This is a genomic window from Pseudomonas sp. YQ_5, assembly GCF_043103305.1.
GTDB lineage: Bacteria > Pseudomonadota > Gammaproteobacteria > Pseudomonadales > Pseudomonadaceae > Aquipseudomonas > Aquipseudomonas putida_Y.
This window is the reverse complement of the sequence record NZ_JBICJS010000110.1, coordinates 20,255-42,476: the sequence shown is the minus strand read 5'-3', so window position 1 is coordinate 42,476 and position 22,222 is coordinate 20,255. Positions and strand designations below refer to the sequence as shown.

At 62.4% G+C, this 22,222-nt stretch carries 23 protein-coding genes; 11 read left to right on the top strand and 12 right to left on the bottom strand.

Translation table 11 applies throughout. The features are described from left to right. Positions 1-23 precede the first annotated feature (23 nt). The 5 genes from rng to mreB all read right to left on the bottom strand — a co-directional run bounded on the left by rng (position 24) and on the right by mreB (position 4,924). Complete coding sequence (rng, locus tag ACF8EA_RS24115; protein WP_021781845.1) at positions 24-1,481, bottom strand: ribonuclease G; 1,458 nt, start codon at positions 1,479-1,481, stop codon at positions 24-26. A 54-nt stretch (positions 1,482-1,535) separates the two neighbouring features. Further along, positions 1,536-2,147 (bottom strand): nucleoside triphosphate pyrophosphatase, encoded by a 612-nt coding sequence (locus tag ACF8EA_RS24110; RefSeq protein ID WP_021781844.1) that lies wholly within the window; start codon positions 2,145-2,147, stop codon positions 1,536-1,538. A 32-nt stretch (positions 2,148-2,179) separates the two neighbouring features. Beyond that, a complete protein-coding gene (mreD, locus tag ACF8EA_RS24105; RefSeq protein ID WP_021781843.1) occupies positions 2,180-2,668 on the bottom strand; it encodes a rod shape-determining protein MreD in 489 nt (162 codons plus the stop codon). Continuing rightward, a complete protein-coding gene (mreC, locus tag ACF8EA_RS24100) occupies positions 2,668-3,660 on the bottom strand; it encodes a rod shape-determining protein MreC (protein WP_021781842.1) in 993 nt (330 codons plus the stop codon). Before mreC ends, mreD begins: the two co-directional genes overlap by 1 nt. Before the next feature lie 226 nt (positions 3,661-3,886). Beyond that, positions 3,887-4,924 (bottom strand): rod shape-determining protein MreB, encoded by a 1,038-nt coding sequence (gene mreB / locus ACF8EA_RS24095; RefSeq protein WP_003255163.1) that lies wholly within the window; start codon positions 4,922-4,924, stop codon positions 3,887-3,889. Positions 4,925-5,129: 205 nt separating this feature from the next. Between mreB and gatC the strand changes: the two genes are divergently transcribed. The 5 genes from gatC (at position 5,130) to ACF8EA_RS24070 (ending at position 9,948) form a co-directional block, all read left to right on the top strand. Further along, complete coding sequence (gene gatC / locus ACF8EA_RS24090) at positions 5,130-5,417, top strand: Asp-tRNA(Asn)/Glu-tRNA(Gln) amidotransferase subunit GatC (RefSeq protein WP_003255165.1); 288 nt, start codon at positions 5,130-5,132, stop codon at positions 5,415-5,417. Positions 5,418-5,432: 15 nt separating this feature from the next. Further along, complete coding sequence (gene gatA, locus ACF8EA_RS24085; protein WP_392523525.1) at positions 5,433-6,884, top strand: Asp-tRNA(Asn)/Glu-tRNA(Gln) amidotransferase subunit GatA; 1,452 nt, start codon at positions 5,433-5,435, stop codon at positions 6,882-6,884. An 11-nt stretch (positions 6,885-6,895) separates the two neighbouring features. Beyond that, positions 6,896-8,341, top strand: coding sequence for an Asp-tRNA(Asn)/Glu-tRNA(Gln) amidotransferase subunit GatB (gatB, locus tag ACF8EA_RS24080; protein WP_392523524.1), 1,446 nt, complete (start codon positions 6,896-6,898; stop codon positions 8,339-8,341). A 128-nt stretch (positions 8,342-8,469) separates the two neighbouring features. Beyond that, a complete protein-coding gene (locus tag ACF8EA_RS24075) occupies positions 8,470-8,844 on the top strand; it encodes a septal ring lytic transglycosylase RlpA family protein (RefSeq protein ID WP_012270637.1) in 375 nt (124 codons plus the stop codon). 60 nt (positions 8,845-8,904) lie between these two features. After that, the gene (locus ACF8EA_RS24070; protein WP_392523523.1) at positions 8,905-9,948 is read left to right on the top strand and encodes a calcium/sodium antiporter; all 1,044 of its coding nucleotides are present in this window, start codon (positions 8,905-8,907) and stop codon (positions 9,946-9,948) included. Positions 9,949-10,091: 143 nt separating this feature from the next. On the opposite strand, the gene ACF8EA_RS24065 is transcribed toward ACF8EA_RS24070, so the two are convergent. From ACF8EA_RS24065 to ACF8EA_RS24055, 3 genes are all read right to left on the bottom strand, one after another. Further along, positions 10,092-11,453, bottom strand: coding sequence for an amino acid permease (locus ACF8EA_RS24065; protein ID WP_103443535.1), 1,362 nt, complete (start codon positions 11,451-11,453; stop codon positions 10,092-10,094). Between the two features lie 56 nt (positions 11,454-11,509). Continuing rightward, a complete protein-coding gene (locus ACF8EA_RS24060; protein ID WP_392523521.1) occupies positions 11,510-12,451 on the bottom strand; it encodes an AEC family transporter in 942 nt (313 codons plus the stop codon). Between the two features lie 194 nt (positions 12,452-12,645). Continuing rightward, on the bottom strand, positions 12,646-13,533 hold the full coding sequence (locus tag ACF8EA_RS24055; protein ID WP_021781836.1) for a hypothetical protein: 888 nt from the start codon (positions 13,531-13,533) through the stop codon (positions 12,646-12,648). 160 nt (positions 13,534-13,693) lie between these two features. Here ACF8EA_RS24055 and olsB point away from each other — a divergent pair, with 160 nt between their 5' ends. Together olsB and ACF8EA_RS24045 are read left to right on the top strand one after the other, a co-directional pair. Then, on the top strand, positions 13,694-14,449 hold the full coding sequence (olsB, locus tag ACF8EA_RS24050; protein ID WP_392523520.1) for an L-ornithine N(alpha)-acyltransferase: 756 nt from the start codon (positions 13,694-13,696) through the stop codon (positions 14,447-14,449). Then, positions 14,449-15,237 carry a lysophospholipid acyltransferase family protein gene (locus tag ACF8EA_RS24045; protein ID WP_392523519.1) on the top strand — a complete coding sequence of 263 codons (789 nt, stop codon included), beginning with the start codon at positions 14,449-14,451 and terminating at the stop codon, positions 15,235-15,237. Before olsB ends, ACF8EA_RS24045 begins: the two co-directional genes overlap by 1 nt. 112 nt (positions 15,238-15,349) lie before the next feature. Here the strand turns inward: ACF8EA_RS24045 and ACF8EA_RS24040 are convergent, their stop codons facing one another. Then, the gene (locus ACF8EA_RS24040) at positions 15,350-15,934 is read right to left on the bottom strand and encodes an ACP phosphodiesterase (RefSeq protein WP_392523517.1); all 585 of its coding nucleotides are present in this window, start codon (positions 15,932-15,934) and stop codon (positions 15,350-15,352) included. Positions 15,935-16,084: 150 nt separating this feature from the next. Here ACF8EA_RS24040 and ACF8EA_RS24035 point away from each other — a divergent pair, with 150 nt between their 5' ends. Next, complete coding sequence (locus ACF8EA_RS24035) at positions 16,085-16,387, top strand: helix-turn-helix transcriptional regulator (RefSeq protein WP_003255178.1); 303 nt, start codon at positions 16,085-16,087, stop codon at positions 16,385-16,387. 17 nt (positions 16,388-16,404) lie between these two features. After that, positions 16,405-17,454, top strand: coding sequence for an alkene reductase (locus tag ACF8EA_RS24030; RefSeq protein WP_021781832.1), 1,050 nt, complete (start codon positions 16,405-16,407; stop codon positions 17,452-17,454). Between the two features lie 109 nt (positions 17,455-17,563). On the opposite strand, the gene ACF8EA_RS24025 is transcribed toward ACF8EA_RS24030, so the two are convergent. The 3 genes from ACF8EA_RS24025 to ACF8EA_RS24015 form a co-directional block, all read right to left on the bottom strand. Next, a complete protein-coding gene (locus ACF8EA_RS24025; protein ID WP_021781831.1) occupies positions 17,564-18,433 on the bottom strand; it encodes a hypothetical protein in 870 nt (289 codons plus the stop codon). 73 nt (positions 18,434-18,506) lie between these two features. Further along, a complete protein-coding gene (locus tag ACF8EA_RS24020; RefSeq protein ID WP_021781830.1) occupies positions 18,507-19,499 on the bottom strand; it encodes an NAD(P)-dependent oxidoreductase in 993 nt (330 codons plus the stop codon). A gap of 49 nt (positions 19,500-19,548) precedes the next feature. Next, positions 19,549-20,439: a LysR family transcriptional regulator ArgP gene (locus ACF8EA_RS24015; RefSeq protein ID WP_021781829.1), complete on the bottom strand. Its 891-nt coding sequence runs from the start codon at positions 20,437-20,439 to the stop codon at positions 19,549-19,551. A 101-nt stretch (positions 20,440-20,540) separates the two neighbouring features. Between ACF8EA_RS24015 and ACF8EA_RS24010 the strand changes: the two genes are divergently transcribed. Next, positions 20,541-21,140: a LysE/ArgO family amino acid transporter gene (locus ACF8EA_RS24010; RefSeq protein ID WP_003255185.1), complete on the top strand. Its 600-nt coding sequence runs from the start codon at positions 20,541-20,543 to the stop codon at positions 21,138-21,140. 271 nt (positions 21,141-21,411) lie between these two features. Continuing rightward, on the top strand, positions 21,412-22,008 hold the full coding sequence (locus tag ACF8EA_RS24005; protein ID WP_003255187.1) for a superoxide dismutase: 597 nt from the start codon (positions 21,412-21,414) through the stop codon (positions 22,006-22,008). Positions 22,009-22,222 lie beyond the last annotated feature (214 nt).

The window sequence follows — 22,222 nt, the reverse complement described above, 5'->3', positions numbered from 1 at the left end:
GCAGTGGCGTGTTTCAGAAGGCCTCAGAGCAGCACCACGTCGTATTGTTCCTGCGAATACATCGACTCGACCTGGAAGCGAATGGTTCGACCGATGAAGGCCTCCAGTTCCGCCACGTTGCCGGATTCTTCATCCAGCAGGCGGTCGACCACCTTCTGGTTGGCCAGCACACGGTAGCCTTCAGCCTGATAGGCACGGGCCTCCCGCAGGATCTCGCGGAATATTTCGTAACAGATGGTCTCGGGTGTTTTCAGCTTGCCGCGGCCCTGACAGGCCAGGCACGGCTCGCAAAGCACCTGCTCCAGGCTTTCCCGCGTGCGCTTGCGGGTCATCTGCACCAGGCCCAACTCGGTGATGCCAATGATGTTGGTCTTGGCATGATCGCGCTCCAGCTGTTTTTCCAAGGTACGCAGTACCTGGCGCTGGTGATCTTCGTCTTCCATGTCGATGAAGTCGATGATGATGATGCCGCCAATGTTGCGCAGGCGCAGTTGTCGGGCGATGGCGGTAGCGGCCTCGAGGTTGGTCTTGAAGATGGTTTCTTCGAGGTTGCGATGGCCGACGAAAGCCCCGGTGTTGACGTCGATGGTGGTCATCGCTTCGGCCGGGTCGACCACCAGATAGCCGCCGGACTTCAACGGCACCTTGCGCTCAAGGGCCCGCTGGATCTCGTCTTCGACGCCGTACAGGTCAAAGATCGGGCGCTCGCCCGGGTAATGTTCGAGGCGGTCGGCAATTTCCGGCATCAACTCGCCGACGAACTGTGTAGTCTTCTGGAAGGTTTCCCGCGAGTCGATGCGGATCTTCTCGATCTTCGGGTTGACCAGGTCGCGCAGGGTACGCAGGGCCAGGCCAAGGTCTTCGTAAATGACCGTGGGCGCGCCGCAGGTCTTGATCTGGGTGCCAATTTGCTCCCACAGGCGGCGCAGGTAGCGAATGTCCTGCAAGATCTCCTCGGCACGCGCACCTTCGGCGGCGGTGCGCAGGATGAAGCCGCCGGCATCCTTGATGTTCTCGCTATCCATGCAGTCGCTGACCACCTGCTTGAGGCGATCACGCTCGGCTTCGTCCTCGATTTTCAGCGAAATACCGACATGACTGCTGCGCGGCATGTACACCAGGTAGCGCGACGGAATTGATAGCTGAGTGGTCAGGCGCGCACCCTTGGTGCCGATCGGGTCCTTGGTCACCTGCACCACCAGGGCCTGCCCTTCGTGTACCAGTGCGGTGATGTTCTCTACCGCCGAGCCTTCACGCTGGGAAATTTCCGAGGCATGGATAAACGCAGCGCGCTCAAGGCCGATGTCGACGAAGGCCGCCTGCATGCCTGGCAGCACACGCACCACCTTGCCCTTGTAGATATTACCGACGATGCCACGGCGCTGGGTGCGCTCGACGTGCACTTCCTGCAGCACCCCGTTTTCCACCACCGCCACACGTGACTCCATCGGGGTGATGTTGATCAGGATCTCTTCACTCATGGCAGGCTCTCGTCAAAGGTTCTTTCTAATGATGGATGGCGTATGCACTGCTGGCTACTGCGGGTTTGTTACCTCTGGCGTATGCGCGGGCGATTGCCAGCAGGCAATGCCGAACTGGCCAAGCAAATCCGCCGTTTCACAGAGCGGCAAGCCGACCACCGCCGAGTAGCTGCCAGAGAGGCCGGTGACGAACACCGCACCCAACCCCTGGACGGCATAGCCGCCTGCCTTGTCGACCGGCTCGCCGCTGGCCCAGTAGCGCTGCGCTTCATCGGTACTGATGGCGCGAAAGCGCACCTTGCTGGTAACGCAAAAACTGTGCACCCGCTGGCCATCGTCCAGGGCAACAGCGGTCAGCACCTGATGCTCGCGGCCCGACAGGTCAGCCAGCATGGCCAAGGCATCTTCGCGGTTTTCCGGTTTGCCGAGAATACGACCATCGAGCACCACGGCAGTGTCTGCGCCGAGCACTACAGCCGGCCCGTCGACACGGGCCAGGCCGGCGGCGGCCTTTGCCCGGGCCAGGCGTTCGACGTAGGCAGGGGCGCTTTCGCTGGGCAGCGGAGATTCATCGACGGGGGCATTGATGACAATGAATGGCACGCCGATCTGCGTCAGCAGTTCACGACGACGGGGCGAGCCGGAAGCCAGGTATAGCGGGGTCATGCAGACATCTCCCTGTCAGCGGCACATTGCCGTCAGTTGATATGCAAGCGTCGACGCAGGTCGCGCAAGGCAAAGCTGATCCACGGCCAGAGCAAGGCACTGATTACCGCCGACCAAACCAGCGCCAAGGTGGGCAGGCGGTTGCCGGTCAGTGCGCTGAGCCATAGCTGGATCAACTGGGCGATGCCAAAGATCACCAGAATGACCAGGCTTTGCTGCCACATGGGGAACATGCGCAGACGCTGCTGCAGGGACAGCACCAGAAAGGTGATGAGGGTAAGGACCAGCGCATTCTGCCCCAGCAGGGTGCCATACAGCACGTCCTCGGCCAGGCCCAGCACGAATGCCGTGGTCATGCCGACTTTGTTCGGCACGGCAAGGGTCCAGAACGACACCAGCAAGGCCAGCCACATGGGCCGGAACACCTCCATGAACTGCGGCATGGGAGAAACACTGAGCAGCAGGCCGATGGCGAAAGTAAGCCAGATGATCCAGCCGTTGTTGCGGCGTGATGCAGCCATCATTGCCTCCGGGGTTGAGCGGGTGCGGCCGGCGTGGCAGGTGCAGCAGCCGGGGCTGCGGGCTGCGCGACCGGAGTGACCGGAGCTGCCGGTGCGACCGCCGCGGCCGGCGTACCAGCGGCTGGCGCAACCTGATCACCGGTAGCGGCCGGCTGACCAGCAGGTGCAGCCCCCTTGCGGTCAGCCTCCTCCTGAGCAATGGCGGCATCGGTGGCGCGCTGCTCCGGGCTACGCCGGTCACTGAACACCAGCAACATATAGCGGCTGCGGTTAAGCGCGGCGGTGGGGATGGCGCGGACGATGGCAAAGGGCTGGCCGGAATCGTGGATCACTTCATTGACCGTGGCCACCGGGTAACCGGCAGGAAAGCGCTGCCCCATGCCGGAACTGACCAGCAGGTCGCCTTCCTTGATGTCGGCAGTGTCGGCCACATGGCGCAACTCCAGGCGCTCCGGGTTGCCAGTGCCGCTGGCAATGGCACGCAGACCGTTGCGGTTGACCTGCACCGGAATGCTGTGGGTGGTATCGGTCAGCAGCAGCACCCGCGCGGTGTAGGGCATCAACTCTACGACCTGGCCCATCAGGCCGCGGGCATCGAGCACCGGCTGGCCCAGGAACACACCATCACGCTCACCCTTGTTGATCAGAATGCGGTGGGTAAACGGGTTGGGGTCGACACCGATCAGCTCGGCCACTTCGACCTTTTCGTTGACCAGCGCCGAAGAGTTGAGCAACTCGCGCAGCCGCACGTTCTGCTCGGTCAGGGCCGCCAGCTTCTGCAGGCGCCCCTGCAGCAGCAGGGCTTCAGTCTTGAGCTTCTCGTTTTCGGCAATCAGCTCGGTGCGGCTACCGAACTGGCCGGCCACACCTTGCCAGGCACGCTGCGGCAAATCGGTGATCCAGTACGACTCCATCAGCACCAGGCCCATCTGGCTGCGCACGGGCTTGAGCACGTCAAAGCGCGCGTCGACAACCATCAACGCGACTGACATCACCACCAGAACGAGCAGGCGAACGCCCAGCGAAGGGCCCTTGGAGAAAAGCGGTTTAATGGGCCGTTCCTCGTGGACGACTCAGGAGGTCATTGGACATGGGACAACGCACCAGCCTGGTTGCGGGTTGACGGTTACGGCGCCCCAAACGGGCACCAGCGCAGCACATACAGGTAGCACTGTGCGTACTACCTGTAAACCGGGCGCTCGTGAACAGCAAGCGTGATCACTCGCTGGAGAGCAGGTCCATCGCGTGCTTGTCCATCATTTCCAGGGCGCGACCGCCGCCACGGGCGACGCAGGTCAGCGGGTCCTCGGCAACGATTACCGGCAGGCCGGTTTCCTGGGCCAGCAGTTTGTCGAGGTCACGCAGCAGCGCACCACCACCGGTCAGCACCAGGCCGCGCTCGGCGATGTCCGAAGCAAGCTCCGGCGGCGATTGCTCGAGGGCGCTCTTGACCGCCTGGACGATGGTCGCCAGCGATTCCTGCAGCGCTTCGAGCACTTCGTTGGAGTTCAGGGTGAAGGCACGCGGTACGCCTTCGGCCAGGTTACGACCACGTACGTCGACTTCACGTACTTCGCCACCTGGGTAGGCAGTACCGATTTCCTGCTTGATACGCTCGGCGGTGGATTCGCCGATCAAGCTGCCGTAGTTGCGGCGCACGTAGGTAACGATGGCTTCGTCAAAGCGGTCACCGCCCACACGGACGGACTCGGCATAGACCACGCCGTTCAGCGAGATCAGGGCGATTTCAGTGGTACCACCACCGATATCGACGACCATGGAACCGCGGGCCTCTTCAACCGGCAGCCCTGCACCGATGGCAGCAGCCATCGGCTCTTCGATCAGGAACACTTCACGGGCACCCGCACCGAGGGCCGACTCGCGGATAGCGCGACGCTCGACCTGGGTCGACTTGCACGGCACGCAGATCAGCACGCGCGGGCTTGGCTGCAGGAAGCTGTTCTCGTGAACCTTGTTGATAAAATATTGCAACATTTTTTCGCAGACGCTGAAGTCGGCGATGACGCCGTCCTTCATCGGACGAATGGCTGCAATGTTGCCAGGCGTACGGCCCAGCATGCGTTTGGCTTCGGTACCGACGGCGACGACGCTTTTCTGGTTGCCATGGGTACGGATGGCAACAACCGAGGGCTCATTCAGGACGATACCGCGCTCACGCACGTAAATAAGGGTGTTGGCAGTACCCAGGTCGATAGAAAGATCGCTGGAAAACATGCCACGCAGTTTCTTGAACATGGGAAAGTGACCCTGGGGAAAGCGTGGGTAAAAAAGTGCGGCAAACTCTAACAATGGCAGGGATTTTGGGCAAGGAGCCAATATGTTAAATTGGCTGTTTTTCCGAGCACGCCAGCAGAATTTCGCGGCCGTTAGACCGCCAGAAAGCTGACATGTTCCTCACTGCGGACCCAAATTCCGTTCTTTGTTTCCCTTGGAGATCCTCATGGCGCTTGAACGCTGCGACGTGGAAAAGATCGCCCATCTGGCCCGTCTGGGCCTGAATGATGGCGAACTGCCACGCATTACCGACGCCCTGAACAGCATTCTCGGCCTGGTCGACCAGATGCAAGCGGTCGATACCACTGGCATCGAGCCTCTGGCCCACCCGCTGGAGGCCAGCCAGCGCCTGCGTCCTGACCAAGTCACCGAAAGCAACCAGCGCGACGCCTACCAGGCCATCGCGCCGTCGACCGAAAGCGGTCTGTACCTGGTTCCCAAAGTCATCGAGTAAGGGATAGAGCCTGCCATGCATCAATTGACCCTGGCCGAGATCGCCCGCGGACTCGCCGACAAATCGTTTTCTTCCGAAGAGCTGACTGGCGCGCTGCTGGCGCGCATCAAACAGCTCGACCCACAGATCAACAGCTTCATCAGCATCACCGACGACCTGGCCCTGGGCCAGGCACGTGCCGCCGATGCCCGTCGCGCCGCTGGTGAAACCGGCGCGCTGCTGGGTGCACCGATCGCCCACAAAGACCTGTTCTGCACCAACGGCGTACGCACCAGCTGCGGCTCGAAGATGCTCGACAACTTCAAGGCGCCCTATGACGCCACGGTGGTCGCCAAGCTGGCCGAAGCCGGCATGGTCACCCTGGGCAAGACCAACATGGACGAGTTCGCCATGGGTTCGGCCAACGAATCCAGCCATTACGGCGCGGTGAAAAACCCATGGAACCTTGAGCACGTTCCGGGCGGCTCGTCCGGTGGTTCGGCCGCTGCAGTGGCCGCGCGCCTGCTGCCCGCCACCACGGGCACCGACACCGGCGGCTCGATCCGCCAACCCGCGGCACTGACCAACCTCACCGGCCTCAAGCCAACGTACGGTCGTGTGTCACGCTGGGGCATGATCGCCTACGCCTCCAGCCTCGACCAAGGCGGCCCGCTGGCCCGCACCGCCGAGGACTGCGCGCTGCTGCTGCAAGGCATGGCCGGCTTTGATGCCAAGGATTCCACCAGCATCGACGAACCGGTGCCGGACTACAGCGCCAGCCTGAACGCTTCGTTGCAGGGCCTGCGCATCGGCCTGCCGAAAGAGTACTTCGGCGCCGGCCTCGACCCCCGCATCGCCGACCTGGTCCAGGCCAGCGTCAAAGAGCTGGAAAAGCTCGGTGCAGTGGTCAAGGAAATCAGCCTGCCGAACATGCAGCATGCCATTCCGGCCTACTACGTGATCGCCCCGGCTGAAGCCTCTTCCAACCTGTCGCGTTTCGACGGCGTACGCTTCGGCTACCGCTGCGAAGAGCCCAAAGACCTCACCGACCTGTACAAGCGCTCACGCGGCGAAGGCTTCGGCGCTGAAGTACAGCGCCGCATCATGGTCGGGACCTACGCCCTGTCGGCCGGTTACTACGACGCCTACTACGTGAAGGCGCAGCAAATCCGCCGCCTGATCAAGAACGACTTCATGGCCGCCTTCAACGATGTCGACCTGATTCTCGGCCCGACCACGCCAAACCCGGCCTGGAAGCTTGGCGCCAAGAGCAGCGACCCGGTTGCCGCGTATCTCGAAGACGTCTACACCATCACCGCCAACCTGGCGGGCCTGCCAGGCCTGTCGATGCCTGCTGGCTTCGTCGACGGCCTGCCGGTCGGCGTGCAGCTGCTGGCGCCGTACTTCCAGGAAGGCCGCCTGCTTAACGTCGCGCACCGCTACCAGCAGGTGACCGACTGGCACACCCGCGCCCCCAACGGCTTCTGAGGAATTCACACATGCAATGGGAAGTTGTGATCGGGCTGGAAATTCACACTCAGCTCGCCACCCAGTCGAAGATCTTCTCCGGCAGCGCTACCACCTTTGGCTCGGAGCCGAATACTCAGGCCAGCCTGGTTGACCTGGGCATGCCCGGCGTACTGCCGGTGCTGAACGAGGAAGCCGTGCGCATGGCGTGCATGTTCGGCCTGGCCATCGATGCCGAGATCGGCAAGCGCAACGTGTTCGCACGCAAGAACTACTTCTACCCGGACCTGCCCAAGGGCTACCAGATCAGCCAGATGGACCTGCCGATCGTCGGCAAGGGCCACCTGGACATCGCGCTGGAAGACGGCACCATCAAGCGCATCGGCGTAACCCGCGCGCACCTGGAAGAGGACGCCGGCAAGAGCCTGCACGAAGACTTCAGCGGTTCCACCGGTATCGACCTGAACCGTGCCGGCACCCCGCTGCTGGAAATCGTCTCCGAGCCTGACATGCGCAGCGCCAAGGAAGCCGTCGCCTACGTCAAGGCGATCCACGCGCTGGTGCGCTACCTGGGCATCTGCGACGGCAACATGGCCGAAGGTTCGCTGCGCTGCGACTGCAACGTATCGATCCGCCCGAAAGGCCAGACCGAGTTCGGCACTCGCTGCGAAATCAAGAACGTCAACTCGTTCCGCTTCATCGAGCGCGCGATCAACAGCGAAATCCAGCGCCAGATCGACCTGATCGAAGACGGTGGCAAGGTGGTGCAGGAAACCCGTCTGTACGATCCGAACAAGGACGAAACCCGCTCCATGCGCAGCAAAGAGGAAGCCAACGACTACCGTTACTTCCCCGATCCGGACCTGCTGCCGGTGGTCATCGAGGACAGCTTCCTCGAAACCATCCGCGCCGGCCTGCCGGAACTGCCCCCACAGAAGGTCGAGCGTTTCCAGAGCCAGTACGGCCTGTCGGCCTACGACGCCAACGTATTGGCTTCCAGCCGCGAACAGGCAGACTACTTCGAAGAAGTGGTGAAGATCGGGGGGGATGCCAAGCTGGCGGCCAACTGGGTCATGGTCGAACTGGGCAGCCTGCTGAACAAGCTGGGTGTCGAAATCGATCAGGCGCCGGTCAGCGCCGCGCAGCTGGGCGGCATGCTGCTGCGCATTCGTGACAACACCATCAGCGGCAAGATTGCCAAGACCGTGTTCGAGGCCATGGCTGCCGGTGAAGGCGATGCTGACAGCATCATCGAGAGCAAAGGCCTGAAACAGGTTACCGACACCGGGGCGATCGACAAGATGCTCGACGAAATGCTGGCAGCCAATGCCGAGCAGGTCGAACAGTATCGTGCAGCCGATGATGCCAAGCGCGGCAAGATGTTCGGCTTCTTCGTCGGCCAGGCCATGAAAGCCTCCAAAGGCAAGGCCAACCCGGGGCAGGTGAACCAATTGCTCAAGGCCAAGCTCGAAGGGTGATGATTTTCCCCCTGTAATGCTGCGAGGGCTTCGCCCTCGTTCGCGGCTAAAACCGCTCCTACACAAGCCAGCGCTTTACCTGTAGGAGCGGGTTTACCCGCGAATGGCCGCACCGGAGAGCACCTGACTTGCTAAAACGATCCCTCGGCACCCTCGCCCTGTTTTCTTTCCTGGCCGGCTGCGCCAGCCATGACATCGACCCCCGCGGTTACGACCAAACGGGCACCGCTTCCTACTACGGGTCGCGCCACCACGGTAAACGCACCGCCAGTGGCGAACCGTTCAACCAGCACGGCCTTACCGCCGCCCACCGCAGCCTGCCTTTCGGCACGCGTGTACTGGTCACCAACATGGCCAACCAGCGCAGTGTGGTGGTACGTATCAACGACCGTGGCCCGCACACCCGCGGCCGCCTGATCGACCTGTCTCGCGCAGCAGCAGAAAAAATCGGCATGCTCCGTAGCGGAACAGCGCGCGTGCGGGTACAAGGGCTTAGCGACTGACGCGACAGGAGTCCGACCATTTTCGACCTGGCCACCCTTCCCACTTTTAGCCTGCTGCAAATGGGCGTTGCCCTGCTGTTGCTGGTCGGCGGCGCCGAGTTACTGGTGCGCTCCGCTTTGCGCCTGGCGCAACGCCTGCATGTTCGTCCACTGATCATAGGCCTGAGCCTGGTGGCCTTCGGCAGCACCGCGCCACAATTGACCGTAAGCCTCCAAGCTGCCTACCAGGGCGCGCCGGATGTGGCAGTAGGCAGCGTGATAGGCAGCAACATCTTCAACGTACTGGTCATTCTCGGCCTGGCCGCACTGATCATCCCGCTGCGGGTGTCACGCCAGCTGGTGCGTCTGGACATTCCATTGATGATCGTCGCCAGCGGACTGGTGTATGCACTGTCCGCCAATGCCCGCCTGGGCAGGGTTGAAGGGGTACTGCTATTGCTGGGGCTGGCCGGTTACCTGGCCATGCTCTGGCACCAGTCGCGCCACTACGCACGCACCTACCCTGCCCCGGACGCCGCCAGGTCAGGTGCCGGGCGCTTCTGGGCAGGTACGCTGCTGCAGGTACTGGTCGGCCTTGGCCTGCTGAGCCTGGCGGGCCACTTGTTACTGGAAGCTGCCATCGAGGTGGCCACCGACCTGGGCCTGTCCGAGCGCATCATCGGCCTGACGGTGGTTGCCATCTGTACCTCCCTGCCGGAACTGGCCGCTGCGCTGATCGCCGCCTTGCGTGGCGAACGGGAGATCGCGGTGGGCACGGTGATCGGCAGCAACCTGTTCAACCTGCTGGCCGTATTGGGCCTGACCGCACTGATCACCCCGGAGCCACTGTCGATTTCGCCTAACGCGCTGTCTTTCGATCTGCCTGTAATGCTCGGCGTTGCCGTACTGAGCCTGCCAGTGTTCTATTCCGGTTACCGCATCACTCGCGCCGAAGGCCTGGTGTTTCTTTGCCTGTACCTGGCCTACGGCCTTCATGTGGCGGCTTTTACCATGGGTATGCCGCTGGCTGGCCGCCTGGAGCGATTGATGCTGTTCTATGTACTGCCGGTGCTCGCCACAGTGCTGCTGTACACCACCGTGCGTGCCTGGCGGAGGCAGCATTGAGGGGCATGGAAGGGGCACGCGTCAGGGCCGCCAGACGCATGCCTTTAGGCTTTCATCGCCTGTGAGATCGAGCGCCGCGCGGGCGGCGCTCGATCTCACAGACGCCGAAAACCTAACGGCATACCCCTTACGAACAAACCCGATCAGCCCTTGGCCTGGCGCGCCTTCTTCATCTTGAAGGCGAGCCACAGCACAGCGATCCATGCCGGGATCAGCATTACCGAGATGCGAATTGGCGGCGTCAGGTACATCACCACCAGGATCAGCACAATGAATGCCAGGCACAGGTAGTTGGTCAGTGGGTGCCCCAGGCTTTTGTAGAAAGGGGTGATCCCGGCAGCCAGCTTGGCCTTGCGGAACTTCAGGTGGGTGATGCTGATGCTCGCCCAGTTGATTACCAGCGCAGACACCGCCAACGCCATCAGCAAGCCAAAGGCCCCACCCGGCATCAGGTAGTTGATCAGCACGCACAGGCCGGTCGCAAAGGCCGAGACGCCCAGCGCGGTCAGCGGCACACCGCTACGGCTTACCTTCAGCAACTGACGCGGCGCATCGCCCTGGCTAGCCAGGCCGAACAGCATACGGCTATTGGCGTACACACAGCTGTTGTACACCGAGAGCGCAGCCGTCAACACCACGATATTGAGGATGGTCGCCACCAGGTCGCTGTCCAGTTCGTGGAAGATCATCACGAACGGGCTGCCGCCCTGCACCACCTTCTGCCAAGGGTACAGCGACAACAGCACTGCCAAGGCACCGATGTAGAAAATCAGGATGCGGTACACCACCTGGTTGGTGGCCTTGGGGATGCTCTGGCGCGGGTTGTCAGCCTCGGCAGCCGTGATGCCGACCAGCTCCAGGCCACCGAACGAGAACATGATCACCGCCAGGGCCATTACCAGACCAGTGACGCCGTTAGGGAAGAAGCCGCCGTACTGCCACAGGTTGGCCACGCTGGCATCCGGGCCACCATGACCGCTGCCCAGCAACCAGGCACCAAAGCCGATCATGCTGACGATCGCTACCACCTTGACCAGGGCGAACCAGAACTCCATCTCGCCATAGACCTTTACCTGGGTCAGGTTGATCAGGTTGATCACCACGAAGAAGATCGCCGCCGTGGCCCAGGTGGGGAAGTCCGGCCACCAGTACTGCACGTAGATACCGACCGCCGTCAGCTCGGCCATGCCGACCAGCACGTACACCACCCAGTAATTCCAGCCTGAGACAAAGCCGGCAAACTCGCTCCAGTATTGGTGGGCGAAGTGGCTGAAGCTGCCGGCGACCGGCTCTTCCACCACCATTTCGCCCAGCTGGCGCATGATCAGGAAGGCCATCAGGCCGGCGATGGCGTAGCCCAGCAACACGGAGGGGCCGGCCAACTGAATGGTCTGGGCAATGCCCAGGAACAAGCCGGTACCGATGGCCCCGCCCAGCGCGATCAGCTGGATATGGCGATTCTTCAGCCCGCGCTGTAACCGCTCGGGCGTGCTCTGGTCTTGCATGAAGTGTCCTTTAGCTCAGTGAGGCAGTGTTGTTGCTGTTATTTGCAGTCAAGGATCTAGATCCATCCGCCCCACTGCAAGATGAAAATACCAATGTTGGTGGTGATCGCCGCCATTAGCGTGGTAATCACGATGATCGACGCGGCCAGTTCATGATTGCCGTTGGCCGCCCGCGCCATCACGTAGCTGGCTGCAGCGGTCGGGCTGCCCATGTACAGGAACAGGATGCCCAGCTCCGCCCCGCGAAACCCGCAAAACCAGGCCCCAAGGGTGCCGAGCAGCGGCAGCCAGAGCATTTTCACGAGGCTGGCATCGATGGCCAGCCGGCCACAGTTACGCAGCGCTGCCAGTGACAGCGTGCCACCGATACAGATCAGCGCCAGCGGCAGGGTCATCTGTGCCAGGTAGTCGCCCGAGGTCAGCAACCAGTTAGGCAGCGGCACCTGACCGTAAGCCATCGGTGCGGCCACCAGCACGCTGATGATCAGCGGGTTGCTGAAAATGCTCTTGCAGATACTCCACGGATCGGACTTGAGGTCCGGGCTGTACACCGCCAGTACCACCGCTGACAGCGAGTTGTACATGAGGATGACCAGGCCTGCGAGCACCGCCCCCAGGGAAATGCCATAGTCACCGTACAGGCTGGCGGCCAGGGCCAGGCCGATCACACCGTTGTTGCCGCGGAAGGCGCCCTGGGTATAGATGCCCCGGTCGGCCATCGGGCTGCGCCAGATGGCCATGCCCCAGGCAATGGCGAAACCGGCCAGGGTGGCGACGATGAAATACAGGAGGACACCGGGCTTGACCGCTGCGGCCAGGTCGGCGTGGTAGATGCCGAGGAACAGCAGCGCCGGCATGCAGACGTTGAACACCAGCTGCGAGGCGACACGGTTGAAGTTGTCGTCGATCAAGTGTATGCGTTTGAGCAGGACGCCCATGAACAGCATGGCGAATACCGGTGCCGTGATGTTCAGGGTCTGGATAAGAAGGGCGAGCATGCGCAAGCGATCCTGGAGGGGGTTGCCGTCAGGCGGCCAATGATACGTCAACGGCCGGGATTTGCGGGGATCAAGCGCGATAAAAGGAAATGCCTTTCAGGTTTTCCGCTGCCTTCACCGGCCTCTTTGCACGTAAACCCGCTTCCACAGGTACCACGCCGCGACTCATCGGCTCATACATACCTGTCAGCCATTCATGACAAGCCCGCAGCAACCCAAGCCTTGTTCAGTCGCTTCTCCCGCGCCGACGCCGCCAGCGCCATCACCCCCTGGTCACGCTGCCAGATTTGCGCCCAATGCACCGGCCCTGTCGCCAACGCCGCATCGATCTCCCCCCGCAACGCCTGGAACTGCGCAAACAACCCGCCCAGCAACAAGTGGCAACCCATGCTATCGGCACACTGGCGGCTACCCTCGGCACAGCCGGCCAACAGCCCAAGCAACTGCAGGCGCAGACCCTGCGGCCAGGCGCACTCTTGCCCCACGCCATATAACCAAGCGGTCAGCGCCGTGAGCACATACAAATCCTCCAGCGAACGGAACGGCTTCACATAGGCATCCCAACCGTCACCGGCCAGCAACTCGCACGATGCCTGCTCCAGCAGCAATCGCCCATGGCCGACTTCCGGCATCAGCGGCAGGGTTGGCAATGGCTCCAGTGTTACCCCCGGCTCCCCGGGGTAAACCACCGCCAGGCTCAGTTGCGGCGCAGCGCCAGCCGCTTCGCTACGCGCTGCCACCAGCAACCACTCCGCCTCCAGGCCAGCAGTAACGAAGTCTTTGCAACCCGACAGCCGCAGAGCGTCCAGCCGTGTGTGCATGTCTGCCGGTCGCACGCTGCGCCGCTCGGTGGCACACAAGGCGCCAAGGCTGTGCGGCGCACTGGGCCACAGCACGCGAAGGGCAGCCTGGTAACCCACCAGGAAGGCCAGGCCCGGGGTGGCCATTGCACGCCCGCCCAGTACCGCCAGTTCGAACGGGGCAACCGGGCCGAGGCGCTCAAGCAGCGCGGCGTAGGTTTCGCCCAGGGTGCCTGTCGGCGCGAGGCGAAGCGGATCGTTGAGTCGTTGCAACCAGGCCATGGCACAGCTCCTTGCTGGAGGGCTTTCAGTTAAGGCTCAGGGTGTGTCACGCAAGCATCACCAAAGATTCACAGGGGTGACACTGGGTCTACCTAGGCTGACTTTGCACAACAAAGCCGACCGGCCGCAACCCTTCTTGGCTGGCTTATGGAGACTCGTAATGACTCGGATCGCTACCGCTGGCGACTACAGCACTGAACGCCGTCTGCAAGCCGAACGCCTGGTTGGCGCCGCGGCGCTGCAAGAAGCCCAAGCCTTGCGCTACAAAGTATTCAGCGCAGAATTCAAGGCCAAGCTCAAAGGTGCCGAGCAAGGCCTGGACATGGACGACTACGACGTGCACTGCCGCCACATTGGTGTACGCGACCTGAGCACCGGCGAACTGGTTGCCACCACCCGCCTGCTCGATCATCAGGCCGCCAGCAGCCTGGGCCGCTTCTACAGCGAAGAAGAGTTCAGCCTGCACGGCCTGTTGCAGCTGCAAGGCCCGATCCTCGAGCTGGGCCGGACCTGCGTGGACCCCGACTACCGCAACGGCGGCACCATCGCCGTGCTCTGGGGTGAACTGGCCGAGGTGCTCAACGAGGGCCGCTACAGCTATCTGATGGGCTGCGCCAGCATCCCCATGCAGGACGGCGGCGTACAGGCCCATGCAGTGATGCAGCGCCTGCGTGAGCGCTACCTGTGCACCGAACACCTGCGAGCCGAGCCGAAGAACCCGCTGCCGAAACTGGCCCTGCCCAACAACGTCATTGCCGAAATGCCACCGCTGCTCAAGGCTTACATGCGCCTGGGCGCGAAGATTTGCGGCGAGCCATGCTGGGACGAGGATTTCCAGGTGGCTGACGTGTTCATCCTGCTAAAACGCGACGAGCTGTGCCCACGCTACGCCCGCCACTTCAAGGCGGCGGTCTGATGCCGAAGTTGCGGGTACTGGCCCGCCTCATCCGACTGCTGCTGGTGCTGGCGCAGGGCATGCTGATGGCCAGCATTATCGCCTTGGGAGAACGCTTGGGCTTCAAGGCGCCGATCGAACGGCGCCAGCGCTGGACCTGCCTGTTCATGAAGCGCCTGGTCGCCGCCCTACCCTTCGACGTGAAGGTAGTTGGCGAACTTCCACAGCGGCCGATGCTGTGGGTCAGCAACCATGTTTCCTGGACCGACATACCCCTGCTTGGCATGCTCACGCCGCTGTCTTTCCTGTCCAAGGCCGAAGTTCGCCATTGGCCGGTGGCCGGCTGGTTGGCGGAAAAGGCCGGCACGCTGTTCATTCGCCGTGGTGGTGGCGACAGCCAGCGCCTGCGCGAACAGATCGCCGGGCAACTGGGTCTGGCCCGCCCGCTGCTGATATTCCCCGAAGGCACCACCACCAGCGGCCGCACGCTGCGCACCTTTCATGGCCGCCTGCTGGCAGGTGCCATCGACCGTGGCGTGGCAGTGCAGCCAGTCGCTATCCAGTACCTGCGTGATGACCAGATCGACCCGGTAGCGCCGTTCATTGGTGAGGACGACCTGGTGTCGCACCTGATACGCCTGTTTGCCCTGCCGCGGGGCGAGGTGTGCATCCACCTGCTGCAGCCAATAGGTAGCGTAGGCAAGGAACGTGCGGTGCTGGCATTGCAGGCACAGCAGGCGATTCACCTGGCGCTGTTCGGGGTTGAAGACGTGGAGATGGCGCCACGTCGCCAGGCGCGGGCTGCCTGAATGCGTGTACTGCCTGTTCTGGCCCTTTCGCGGGTGAACCCGCTCCTACACCGAGCGCATTGCCCGTAGGAGCGGGTTTACCCGCGAAGGGGCCAGTATCACCCACACGCCTCTAACTGTCAGACATCCGCCCTACCGCCGCAAACGCCTGCAACTGCGGGTAGAACTCGCGAAAATCCGCCAGCAGCGGCTCATACAGCCGCTCCAGCTCCAGCATCACCCCGGCCATCCCCTCAGGCCGTGACAAGCGCCGGGCAATGCCGTTGAACACCTGCTCCAAGGTGGCAAAATCGCCATACGCCCCTAGCCAGTCATCCGCTGCCATGAAAGGCGCAATCCGCGCCAACCGCCCAGGCAGCTCGGGCTCTGCCAGCAGTACCCGATAAAACGCGCCAGTGAACTGCTCCAGCGGCTGCTCGGCGTAGTGGCTCCAATGCCGTGCCAGGCAATGGTCGAAAAACACGTCCAGAACGATGCCGGCAAAGCGCCGCCGCTCGCGCGGAAAACGTGCCAGAGCCGCTAGCACCAACGGGTGCTGGTCGGTGTAACTGTCGATATGCCGGTGCAGCCGGATGGCCGCCTCCAGCGCAGGCGGAAAGCGCCCTTCCAACGAGCCTTTGACAAAGTCGCCATAAAGGCTGCCAAGCAGTTGTTGCGGCGCCGGGCCGCCCAGGTGCAAGTGTGCGAGGTAGTTCATGAGCGCAGTCTAGCACCGCCGCCCAGAATATCGTTATAACGCGATATACCGATTCGTACTCAGCTCAGAACGCCTTCGTATTTGTATATCGGAATTCAGCGAATTATATTTCGCCCTATCGCGATATACCGCTACAGCGAGCCTCAAACCATGCCACTCGATCTCGACGAAATCATAAAAGCACTGGCCCACCCGGTCAGGCGAGAAATTCTCAGCTGGCTGAAAGACCCGGCAACCCAGTTCCCAGACCAGTACCACAGCACCGAAAACGGTGTGTGTGCCGGGCAAATCGACCAGCGCTGCGGCCTGTCGCAGTCGACGGTCTCTGCCCACCTGGCCACGTTGCAGCGCGCCGGGCTTATCAGCAGCCAGAAGATTGGCCAATGGCACTTTTTCAAACGCGACGAAGCCACCATCCAGGCGTTCCTCGAACAACTGCGCCAAGCACTTTGACAAGGCAGGTAACCGCTATGACCACGCTTTTCGATCCAATCAAACTGGGCGACCTGCAACTGCCCAACCGTATCATCATGGCCCCGCTCACCCGCTGCCGCGCCGATGAAGGCCGCGTGCCCAATGCGCTGATGGCCGAATACTACGTACAGCGTGCCAGTGCCGGGCTGATCCTCAGCGAGGCCACTTCGGTCAGCCCCATGGGCGTCGGCTACCCAGATACCCCCGGCATCTGGAACGATGAACAGGTCCGTGGCTGGAACAATGTGACAAAGGCCGTACATGCCGCAGGCGGACGTATCTTCCTGCAGCTGTGGCACGTGGGCCGAATCTCCCACCCCAGCTATCTGAATGGCGAACTGCCTGTAGCCCCCAGCGCGATCCAGCCCAAGGGCCATGTGAGCCTGGTGCGCCCACTGAGTGACTACCCCACCCCACGAGCACTGGAAACCGAAGAAATCAGCGACATCGTCGAGGCCTACCGCAGCGGTGCCGAAAATGCCAAGGCTGCCGGTTTTGATGGTGTGGAGATCCATGGCGCCAACGGTTACCTGCTCGACCAGTTCCTGCAAAGCAGCACCAACCAGCGCACCGACCGTTACGGCGGCTCGCTGGAGAACCGCGCGCGCCTGCTGCTGGAGGTGACCGATGCGGCCATTGAAGTGTGGGGCGCGCAGCGCGTAGGTGTGCACCTGGCACCGCGTGCCGACGCCCATGACATGGGCGACGCCGACCGCGCCGAGACCTTCACCTATGTGGCCCGAGAGCTGGGCAAGCGCGGCATCGCCTTTATCTGCTCGCGGGAGCGGGAAGCCGATGACAGCATCGGGCCGCTGATCAAAGAGGCATTCGGTGGCCCGTACATTGTCAACGAGCGTTTCGACAAGGCCAGTGCCAATGCGGCCCTGGCCAGTGGCAAAGCAGATGCCGTGGCGTTTGGTGTGCCGTTCATCGCCAACCCCGACCTGCCGGCACGGCTGGCAGCCGATGCGCCGTTGAACGAGGCACATCCCGAAACTTTCTATGGCAAGGGGCCGGTGGGTTACATCGATTATCCGCGGTTGTGATCCAGGGCCGTTCGCGGGCACGCCCGCTCCCACCGGTACAGCGAAAAGCTTGAAAGCTGTTCTTGATCCTGTGAGAGCGGGCGTGCCTGCGAATAAGGCTCAGCTGATGTCACGGACGAGCGTTGATCTGTTGCTGCAGGTTCTGAATCTGGCTTTGCAGCGTGTTCAGGTTACGCGTCATCTGCGCCCGGAAGGCATCGAACTCCTTCACCGAAGCACCACTGGAGGACGCCGCAGCCGGGCGGTTGTCGATCTGGCTCTTGAGCACGACCATGTCCTGCTCCAGGCTCTGGATAGCCGCACTCGGGTTGCCCTGCTTCTTCAGTGCTGCCACCTCGCCACCCAAACTCTTGAGCTGGCCGTCCAGCTTGCCGCCATCAACCTGTGCAGCCTTCAGCGCGGCAACCTGCTCGTTCAGGCTCTTTAACTGGGCATCCAGCTTGCCACCATCGACCTGACCCGAACGCAACGCCGCCAGCTCGCCATTCACCAGCTTCAACTGCGCCTGCAACTGGCTTTGCAGCTCGGTCACGGCCTTCTGCTGTTCTCGCGTATCGGCCAGCACCTGCTCCAGACGCTTGCCCAGGTCGCCGGTCTGACCGGCAACACCCTTCTGCAACTGGCGCAGCTGTAGCTTCAATGCCTCAGTGCTGGTAGTGGCGCCTGACTCGGTGGCCGCCACCTTGCCACTTATCGCCTGAAGGCGGCCAGCCGCCTCCTCACTGATGCGGGCAAAGCTTTCCTGGGTGGCCACCAGTTGCTGCTCCATCAGCGAGATCTGCTGGAAACTCCACCAGCCCAGGCCCGCCAACGCGATGAAGGAGGCTCCGATCAACGCCCACAACGGCGCCGTGCTGGCCCCGCGGGCGGCTTTCTGGCGGCTGCGCATCACATGCGCCGGCATCAGTTCGTCATCATCAACCGTTCCCGCCCGCAAAGTTGGCACGTCATCAAAGTCATCGTGAACATGGTTACGCATGGATACATTCAACCGCCGAAGTCACATAGAGGCACGAGTATAAACCGCCAGCGCGGCGCATTGATGACCATTGTCAGCCGGGCGGCAAATGCTTCCACCAGCTGCAGAACTCATCCACCGCCGTCCACAGGCTGACCTTGGGCTGGTAGTCCAGATACTGCCGGGCACGGCTGATATCCAGGGTGAAATCACGGCTCATCACCTGCATCCCCAGGCGCGACAAGGTCGGTTGCGGGCGCCCTGGCCATAACATGCAGGCCGCCTCGTTCAGGGCGGCCAGGCTATAGGCAAGGCCATAGGAACGGTAGCGGGTCACCTGGGGAAGCTGCATCTGGCGCATCACGTAGTTGACCACGTCCCACAGCGGCAGTGGCTGACCGTTGCTTATGTTGTAAGCCTGGCCCAGCGCCCGATCATCAGCGAACAATGCACTTAGCAGCGCCTCGTTGAGGTTGTGCACACTGGTGAAATCGACCTTGTTCAGGCCGTTGCCGATGATCGCCACACGCCCTTTGCGCTGCATTTGCATCAGCCGCGGAAAGATACTGGCATCGCCAGCGCCGGTGACGAAGCGCGGGCGCAGCGCCAGCACTTCCAGACCGAACTCCTGGGCACCGAACACTTTCTGCTCGGCCAGGTACTTGGTTTGCCCATAGTGATCGTGAAAGCGACGCGGCACCTGGTCTTCACGGATGTCCAGACGCGAACGGCCATTGAAATAGATCGACGGCGAAGACAGGTGCACCAGGCGCCGTACATGCTCTTTCAGGCAGCCCTCGACCACGTTTTCGGTAACCACCACGTTGCCCTGGTAGAACTCCTGATAGCGTCCCCAGTTACCCACCGCGCCAGCGCAGTGCACCACGGCTTCGACACCCTGACACAAACGCCGGGCCAACTCGGCGTCCCCCAGATCGCCCGGGATGAACTGTGCGCCACGCTTGACCAGGTGCTCGACCCCTTCGGCACGGCGGCCGCTGACACGCACGTCCAGGCCTTGCTCCAGAGCGAAACGCGCAAAGCGCCCGCCAATGAAGCCACTCGCGCCGGTGACCAGAATTCGCATGTAACACTCCGTCTTGCCAGATTTCAGATGCAACTGACGCTAGCCATGACTACAAGGGCACCAGCCAGTGCTGTGCGGTGTGCCGCAAGTGGTCAGTCAGTTGCGCAAGCAATTGCCCGCCATTGCGCCAATGATGCCAGTACAGCGGCACATCGATGGGGGTATCGCGACAGATTTCCACCAATTGCCCACTGGCCAATTGCTCCCGGGCCTGCAGTTCGGGCACCAGGCCCCACCCCAATCCTGCCTCTGTCATACGCAGGAAGCCTTCGGATGAAGGGCACAGGTGGTGCAGAAAACCACCCTCCATGCCCAGCGATGCCAGGTAGCGGTGCTGCAGGAAATCGTCCGGGCCGTACACGATCGCCGGGGTACGGGCCAGGCGGCTGGCGACAAAACCTTGGGGGAAGTGCCGCGCCATGAACACGGGACTGGCCAGCGCCCGGTAGCGCATGGCCCCCAGTGGCAAACTGCGTGCTCCGGCTACCGGTCGCTCACTCCCACACAGGCAGGCTGCCACCTCGCCGGCACGCATGCGTTTAAGCCCCACTTCCTGGTCCTCTACCACCAGCTCGGTCAGCACGTTCTGTTGTGCGCAGAAGTTGCCCACCGCGCCAGCCCACCAGGTGGCCAGGCTATCGGCGTTGAGGGCGATGCGCAGGCGCTCCGGCATGCCCTCTTCGTCCAGTGCCGGTACCTGGCGCTGCAGGTCGCGCTCGAGCAGGCGCACCTGCTGCACATGGTTGAGTAGCTGGCGGCCGACTTCGGTCGTGCCGGGCGGCGTGGCACGTACCAGCACCGGCTGGCCGACCCGCGCCTCAAGCAACTTGATGCGCTGGGAAATGGCCGACTGCGACAAGCCCAGTACCTGCGCTGCACGCTCGAAACCGCCTTGTTCGATCACTGCCGCAAGGGCAGCCAGCAGTTTGTAGTCGAACATCGATTTTCCTAATGGGTGATCAGCTTTATTTGTTTTTCTTATACAGCGCCGAACATCACAATGGCCAGCATCTTCCGTGACCCTTTTTGGAGAGCCCTGCCATGTGGCAAAGCTATCTCAATGGCATGCTGGTGGCCTTCGGCCTGATCATGGCCATCGGCGCCCAGAACGCCTTCGTCCTCGCCCAGAGCCTGCGCCGTGAGCATCATCTGCCGGTGGCAGCGCTGTGCATCGTCTGTGATGCCATCCTCGTGGCCGCCGGGGTGTTCGGCCTGGCCACCGTGCTGGCGCACAACCCGACCTTGCTGGCAATTGCCCGCTGGGGCGGCGCGGTGTTCCTGATCTGGTACGGCGCCAAGGCGCTGCGCAGCGCCTGCTCCAAGCAGAGCCTGCAGCACCAGCAGGGCCAGGGCGTCCGTTCCCGTCGCGCCGTGCTGCTCAGCGCCCTGGCGGTGACCCTGCTGAACCCGCACGTGTACCTCGACACGGTGTTGCTGATCGGCTCGCTGGGCGCCCAACAGTCCGCCCCTGGCGCCTACGTGGCCGGTGCGGCCAGCGCTTCGCTGCTGTGGTTCTCGACCCTGGCCATTGGCGCGGCCTGGCTGGCACCGTGGCTGGCGCGGCCGGCGACCTGGCGGATGCTCGACCTGATGGTGGCAGTGATGATGTTTGCAGTGGCTGCGCAACTGATCTTCAACTGACCCCGGGGTTTGGCGCGCCATATTCATCGACTGCAAGATCGAGCGGCACTCGGTCTCACATTTGACACCAGCGCAAGGGCGAGCCGCCGGTCGGCTCAGCCCAACCCCTCCGGAACCTCTATTCCCTATGTTTGTTGCGTGGTTATGCGCCGGGCCCGGTGCTATGATCCAGCGCTTGCGTCGCAAAGAGTACAGACTCGCCGACGCTTATCGGGCCGCCCGTGATCGGCCTTGCGCAAACCGCAAACAGACCTGAATCAGGAGATCCACCATGGCTTTTGAATTGCCGCCGCTGCCGTACGCCCACGATGCCCTGCAGCCGCACATCTCCAAGGAAACCCTGGAGTATCACCACGACAAGCACCACAACACCTATGTCGTGAACCTGAACAACCTGGTCCCAGGCACCGAATTCGAAGGCAAGACCCTGGAAGAGATCGTCAAGAGCTCTTCGGGCGGCATCTTCAACAACGCCGCTCAAGTCTGGAACCACACCTTCTACTGGAACTGCCTGTCGCCAAACGGCGGCGGCCAGCCGACCGGTGCACTGGCTGACGCCATCAACGCCGCTTTCGGTTCCTTCGACAAGTTCAAGGAAGAGTTCACCAAGACTTCGGTTGGCACCTTCGGTTCCGGCTGGGGCTGGCTGGTGAAGAAAGCTGACGGTTCCCTGGCCCTGGCCAGCACCATCGGCGCCGGCTGCCCACTGACCAGCGGCGACACCCCGCTGCTGACCTGCGACGTCTGGGAACACGCCTACTACATCGACTACCGCAACCTGCGTCCGAAGTACGTCGAGGCGTTCTGGAACCTGGTCAACTGGGCCTTCGTTGCCGAGCAGTTCGAAGGCAAGACCTTCAAGGCCTGAGCCATTCAGCCTTGATCAAGAAACCCGGCCATGTGCCGGGTTTTTTTGTGCCTGTATTGCCCGCAAAGAGGCTGCCACGGTTTTGCTTGCTCAGCCCGCATACCACGCTAACATCAAACCTCTGGAAGATTGATACAGCGCATTCAAGTTGCGGGGTCAGGCAACCGATACACTGCTAATGGTCGGCCGGTAGTGTATCGTCATCGTTGATGGC

What these genes read in the sequence shown, in the direction of transcription:
- ACF8EA_RS24030 (WP_021781832.1), top strand. Translation starts at nt 16,405, where the DNA reads ATGACCACGCTTTTCGATCCAATCAAACTGGGCGACCTGCAACTGCCC.
- ACF8EA_RS24110 (WP_021781844.1), bottom strand. Translation starts at nt 2,147, where the DNA reads ATGACCCCGCTATACCTGGCTTCCGGCTCGCCCCGTCGTCGTGAACTG.
- ACF8EA_RS24055 (WP_021781836.1), bottom strand. Translation starts at nt 13,533, where the DNA reads ATGGCCTGGTTGCAACGACTCAACGATCCGCTTCGCCTCGCGCCGACA.
- gatB (WP_392523524.1), top strand. Translation starts at nt 6,896, where the DNA reads ATGCAATGGGAAGTTGTGATCGGGCTGGAAATTCACACTCAGCTCGCC.
- olsB (WP_392523520.1), top strand. Translation starts at nt 13,694, where the DNA reads ATGACTCGGATCGCTACCGCTGGCGACTACAGCACTGAACGCCGTCTG.
- gatA (WP_392523525.1), top strand. Translation starts at nt 5,433, where the DNA reads ATGCATCAATTGACCCTGGCCGAGATCGCCCGCGGACTCGCCGACAAA.
- gatC (WP_003255165.1), top strand. Translation starts at nt 5,130, where the DNA reads ATGGCGCTTGAACGCTGCGACGTGGAAAAGATCGCCCATCTGGCCCGT.
- mreC (WP_021781842.1), bottom strand. Translation starts at nt 3,660, where the DNA reads ATGTCAGTCGCGTTGATGGTTGTCGACGCGCGCTTTGACGTGCTCAAG.
- ACF8EA_RS24025 (WP_021781831.1), bottom strand. Translation starts at nt 18,433, where the DNA reads ATGCGTAACCATGTTCACGATGACTTTGATGACGTGCCAACTTTGCGG.
- ACF8EA_RS24015 (WP_021781829.1), bottom strand. Translation starts at nt 20,439, where the DNA reads ATGTTCGACTACAAACTGCTGGCTGCCCTTGCGGCAGTGATCGAACAA.
- ACF8EA_RS24070 (WP_392523523.1), top strand. Translation starts at nt 8,905, where the DNA reads ATGGGCGTTGCCCTGCTGTTGCTGGTCGGCGGCGCCGAGTTACTGGTG.
- ACF8EA_RS24060 (WP_392523521.1), bottom strand. Translation starts at nt 12,451, where the DNA reads ATGCTCGCCCTTCTTATCCAGACCCTGAACATCACGGCACCGGTATTC.
- ACF8EA_RS24005 (WP_003255187.1), top strand. Translation starts at nt 21,412, where the DNA reads ATGGCTTTTGAATTGCCGCCGCTGCCGTACGCCCACGATGCCCTGCAG.
- ACF8EA_RS24065 (WP_103443535.1), bottom strand. Translation starts at nt 11,453, where the DNA reads ATGCAAGACCAGAGCACGCCCGAGCGGTTACAGCGCGGGCTGAAGAAT.
- ACF8EA_RS24035 (WP_003255178.1), top strand. Translation starts at nt 16,085, where the DNA reads ATGCCACTCGATCTCGACGAAATCATAAAAGCACTGGCCCACCCGGTC.
- ACF8EA_RS24010 (WP_003255185.1), top strand. Translation starts at nt 20,541, where the DNA reads ATGTGGCAAAGCTATCTCAATGGCATGCTGGTGGCCTTCGGCCTGATC.
- mreD (WP_021781843.1), bottom strand. Translation starts at nt 2,668, where the DNA reads ATGGCTGCATCACGCCGCAACAACGGCTGGATCATCTGGCTTACTTTC.
- ACF8EA_RS24045 (WP_392523519.1), top strand. Translation starts at nt 14,449, where the DNA reads ATGCCGAAGTTGCGGGTACTGGCCCGCCTCATCCGACTGCTGCTGGTG.
- ACF8EA_RS24020 (WP_021781830.1), bottom strand. Translation starts at nt 19,499, where the DNA reads ATGCGAATTCTGGTCACCGGCGCGAGTGGCTTCATTGGCGGGCGCTTT.
- ACF8EA_RS24040 (WP_392523517.1), bottom strand. Translation starts at nt 15,934, where the DNA reads ATGAACTACCTCGCACACTTGCACCTGGGCGGCCCGGCGCCGCAACAA.
- mreB (WP_003255163.1), bottom strand. Translation starts at nt 4,924, where the DNA reads ATGTTCAAGAAACTGCGTGGCATGTTTTCCAGCGATCTTTCTATCGAC.
- rng (WP_021781845.1), bottom strand. Translation starts at nt 1,481, where the DNA reads ATGAGTGAAGAGATCCTGATCAACATCACCCCGATGGAGTCACGTGTG.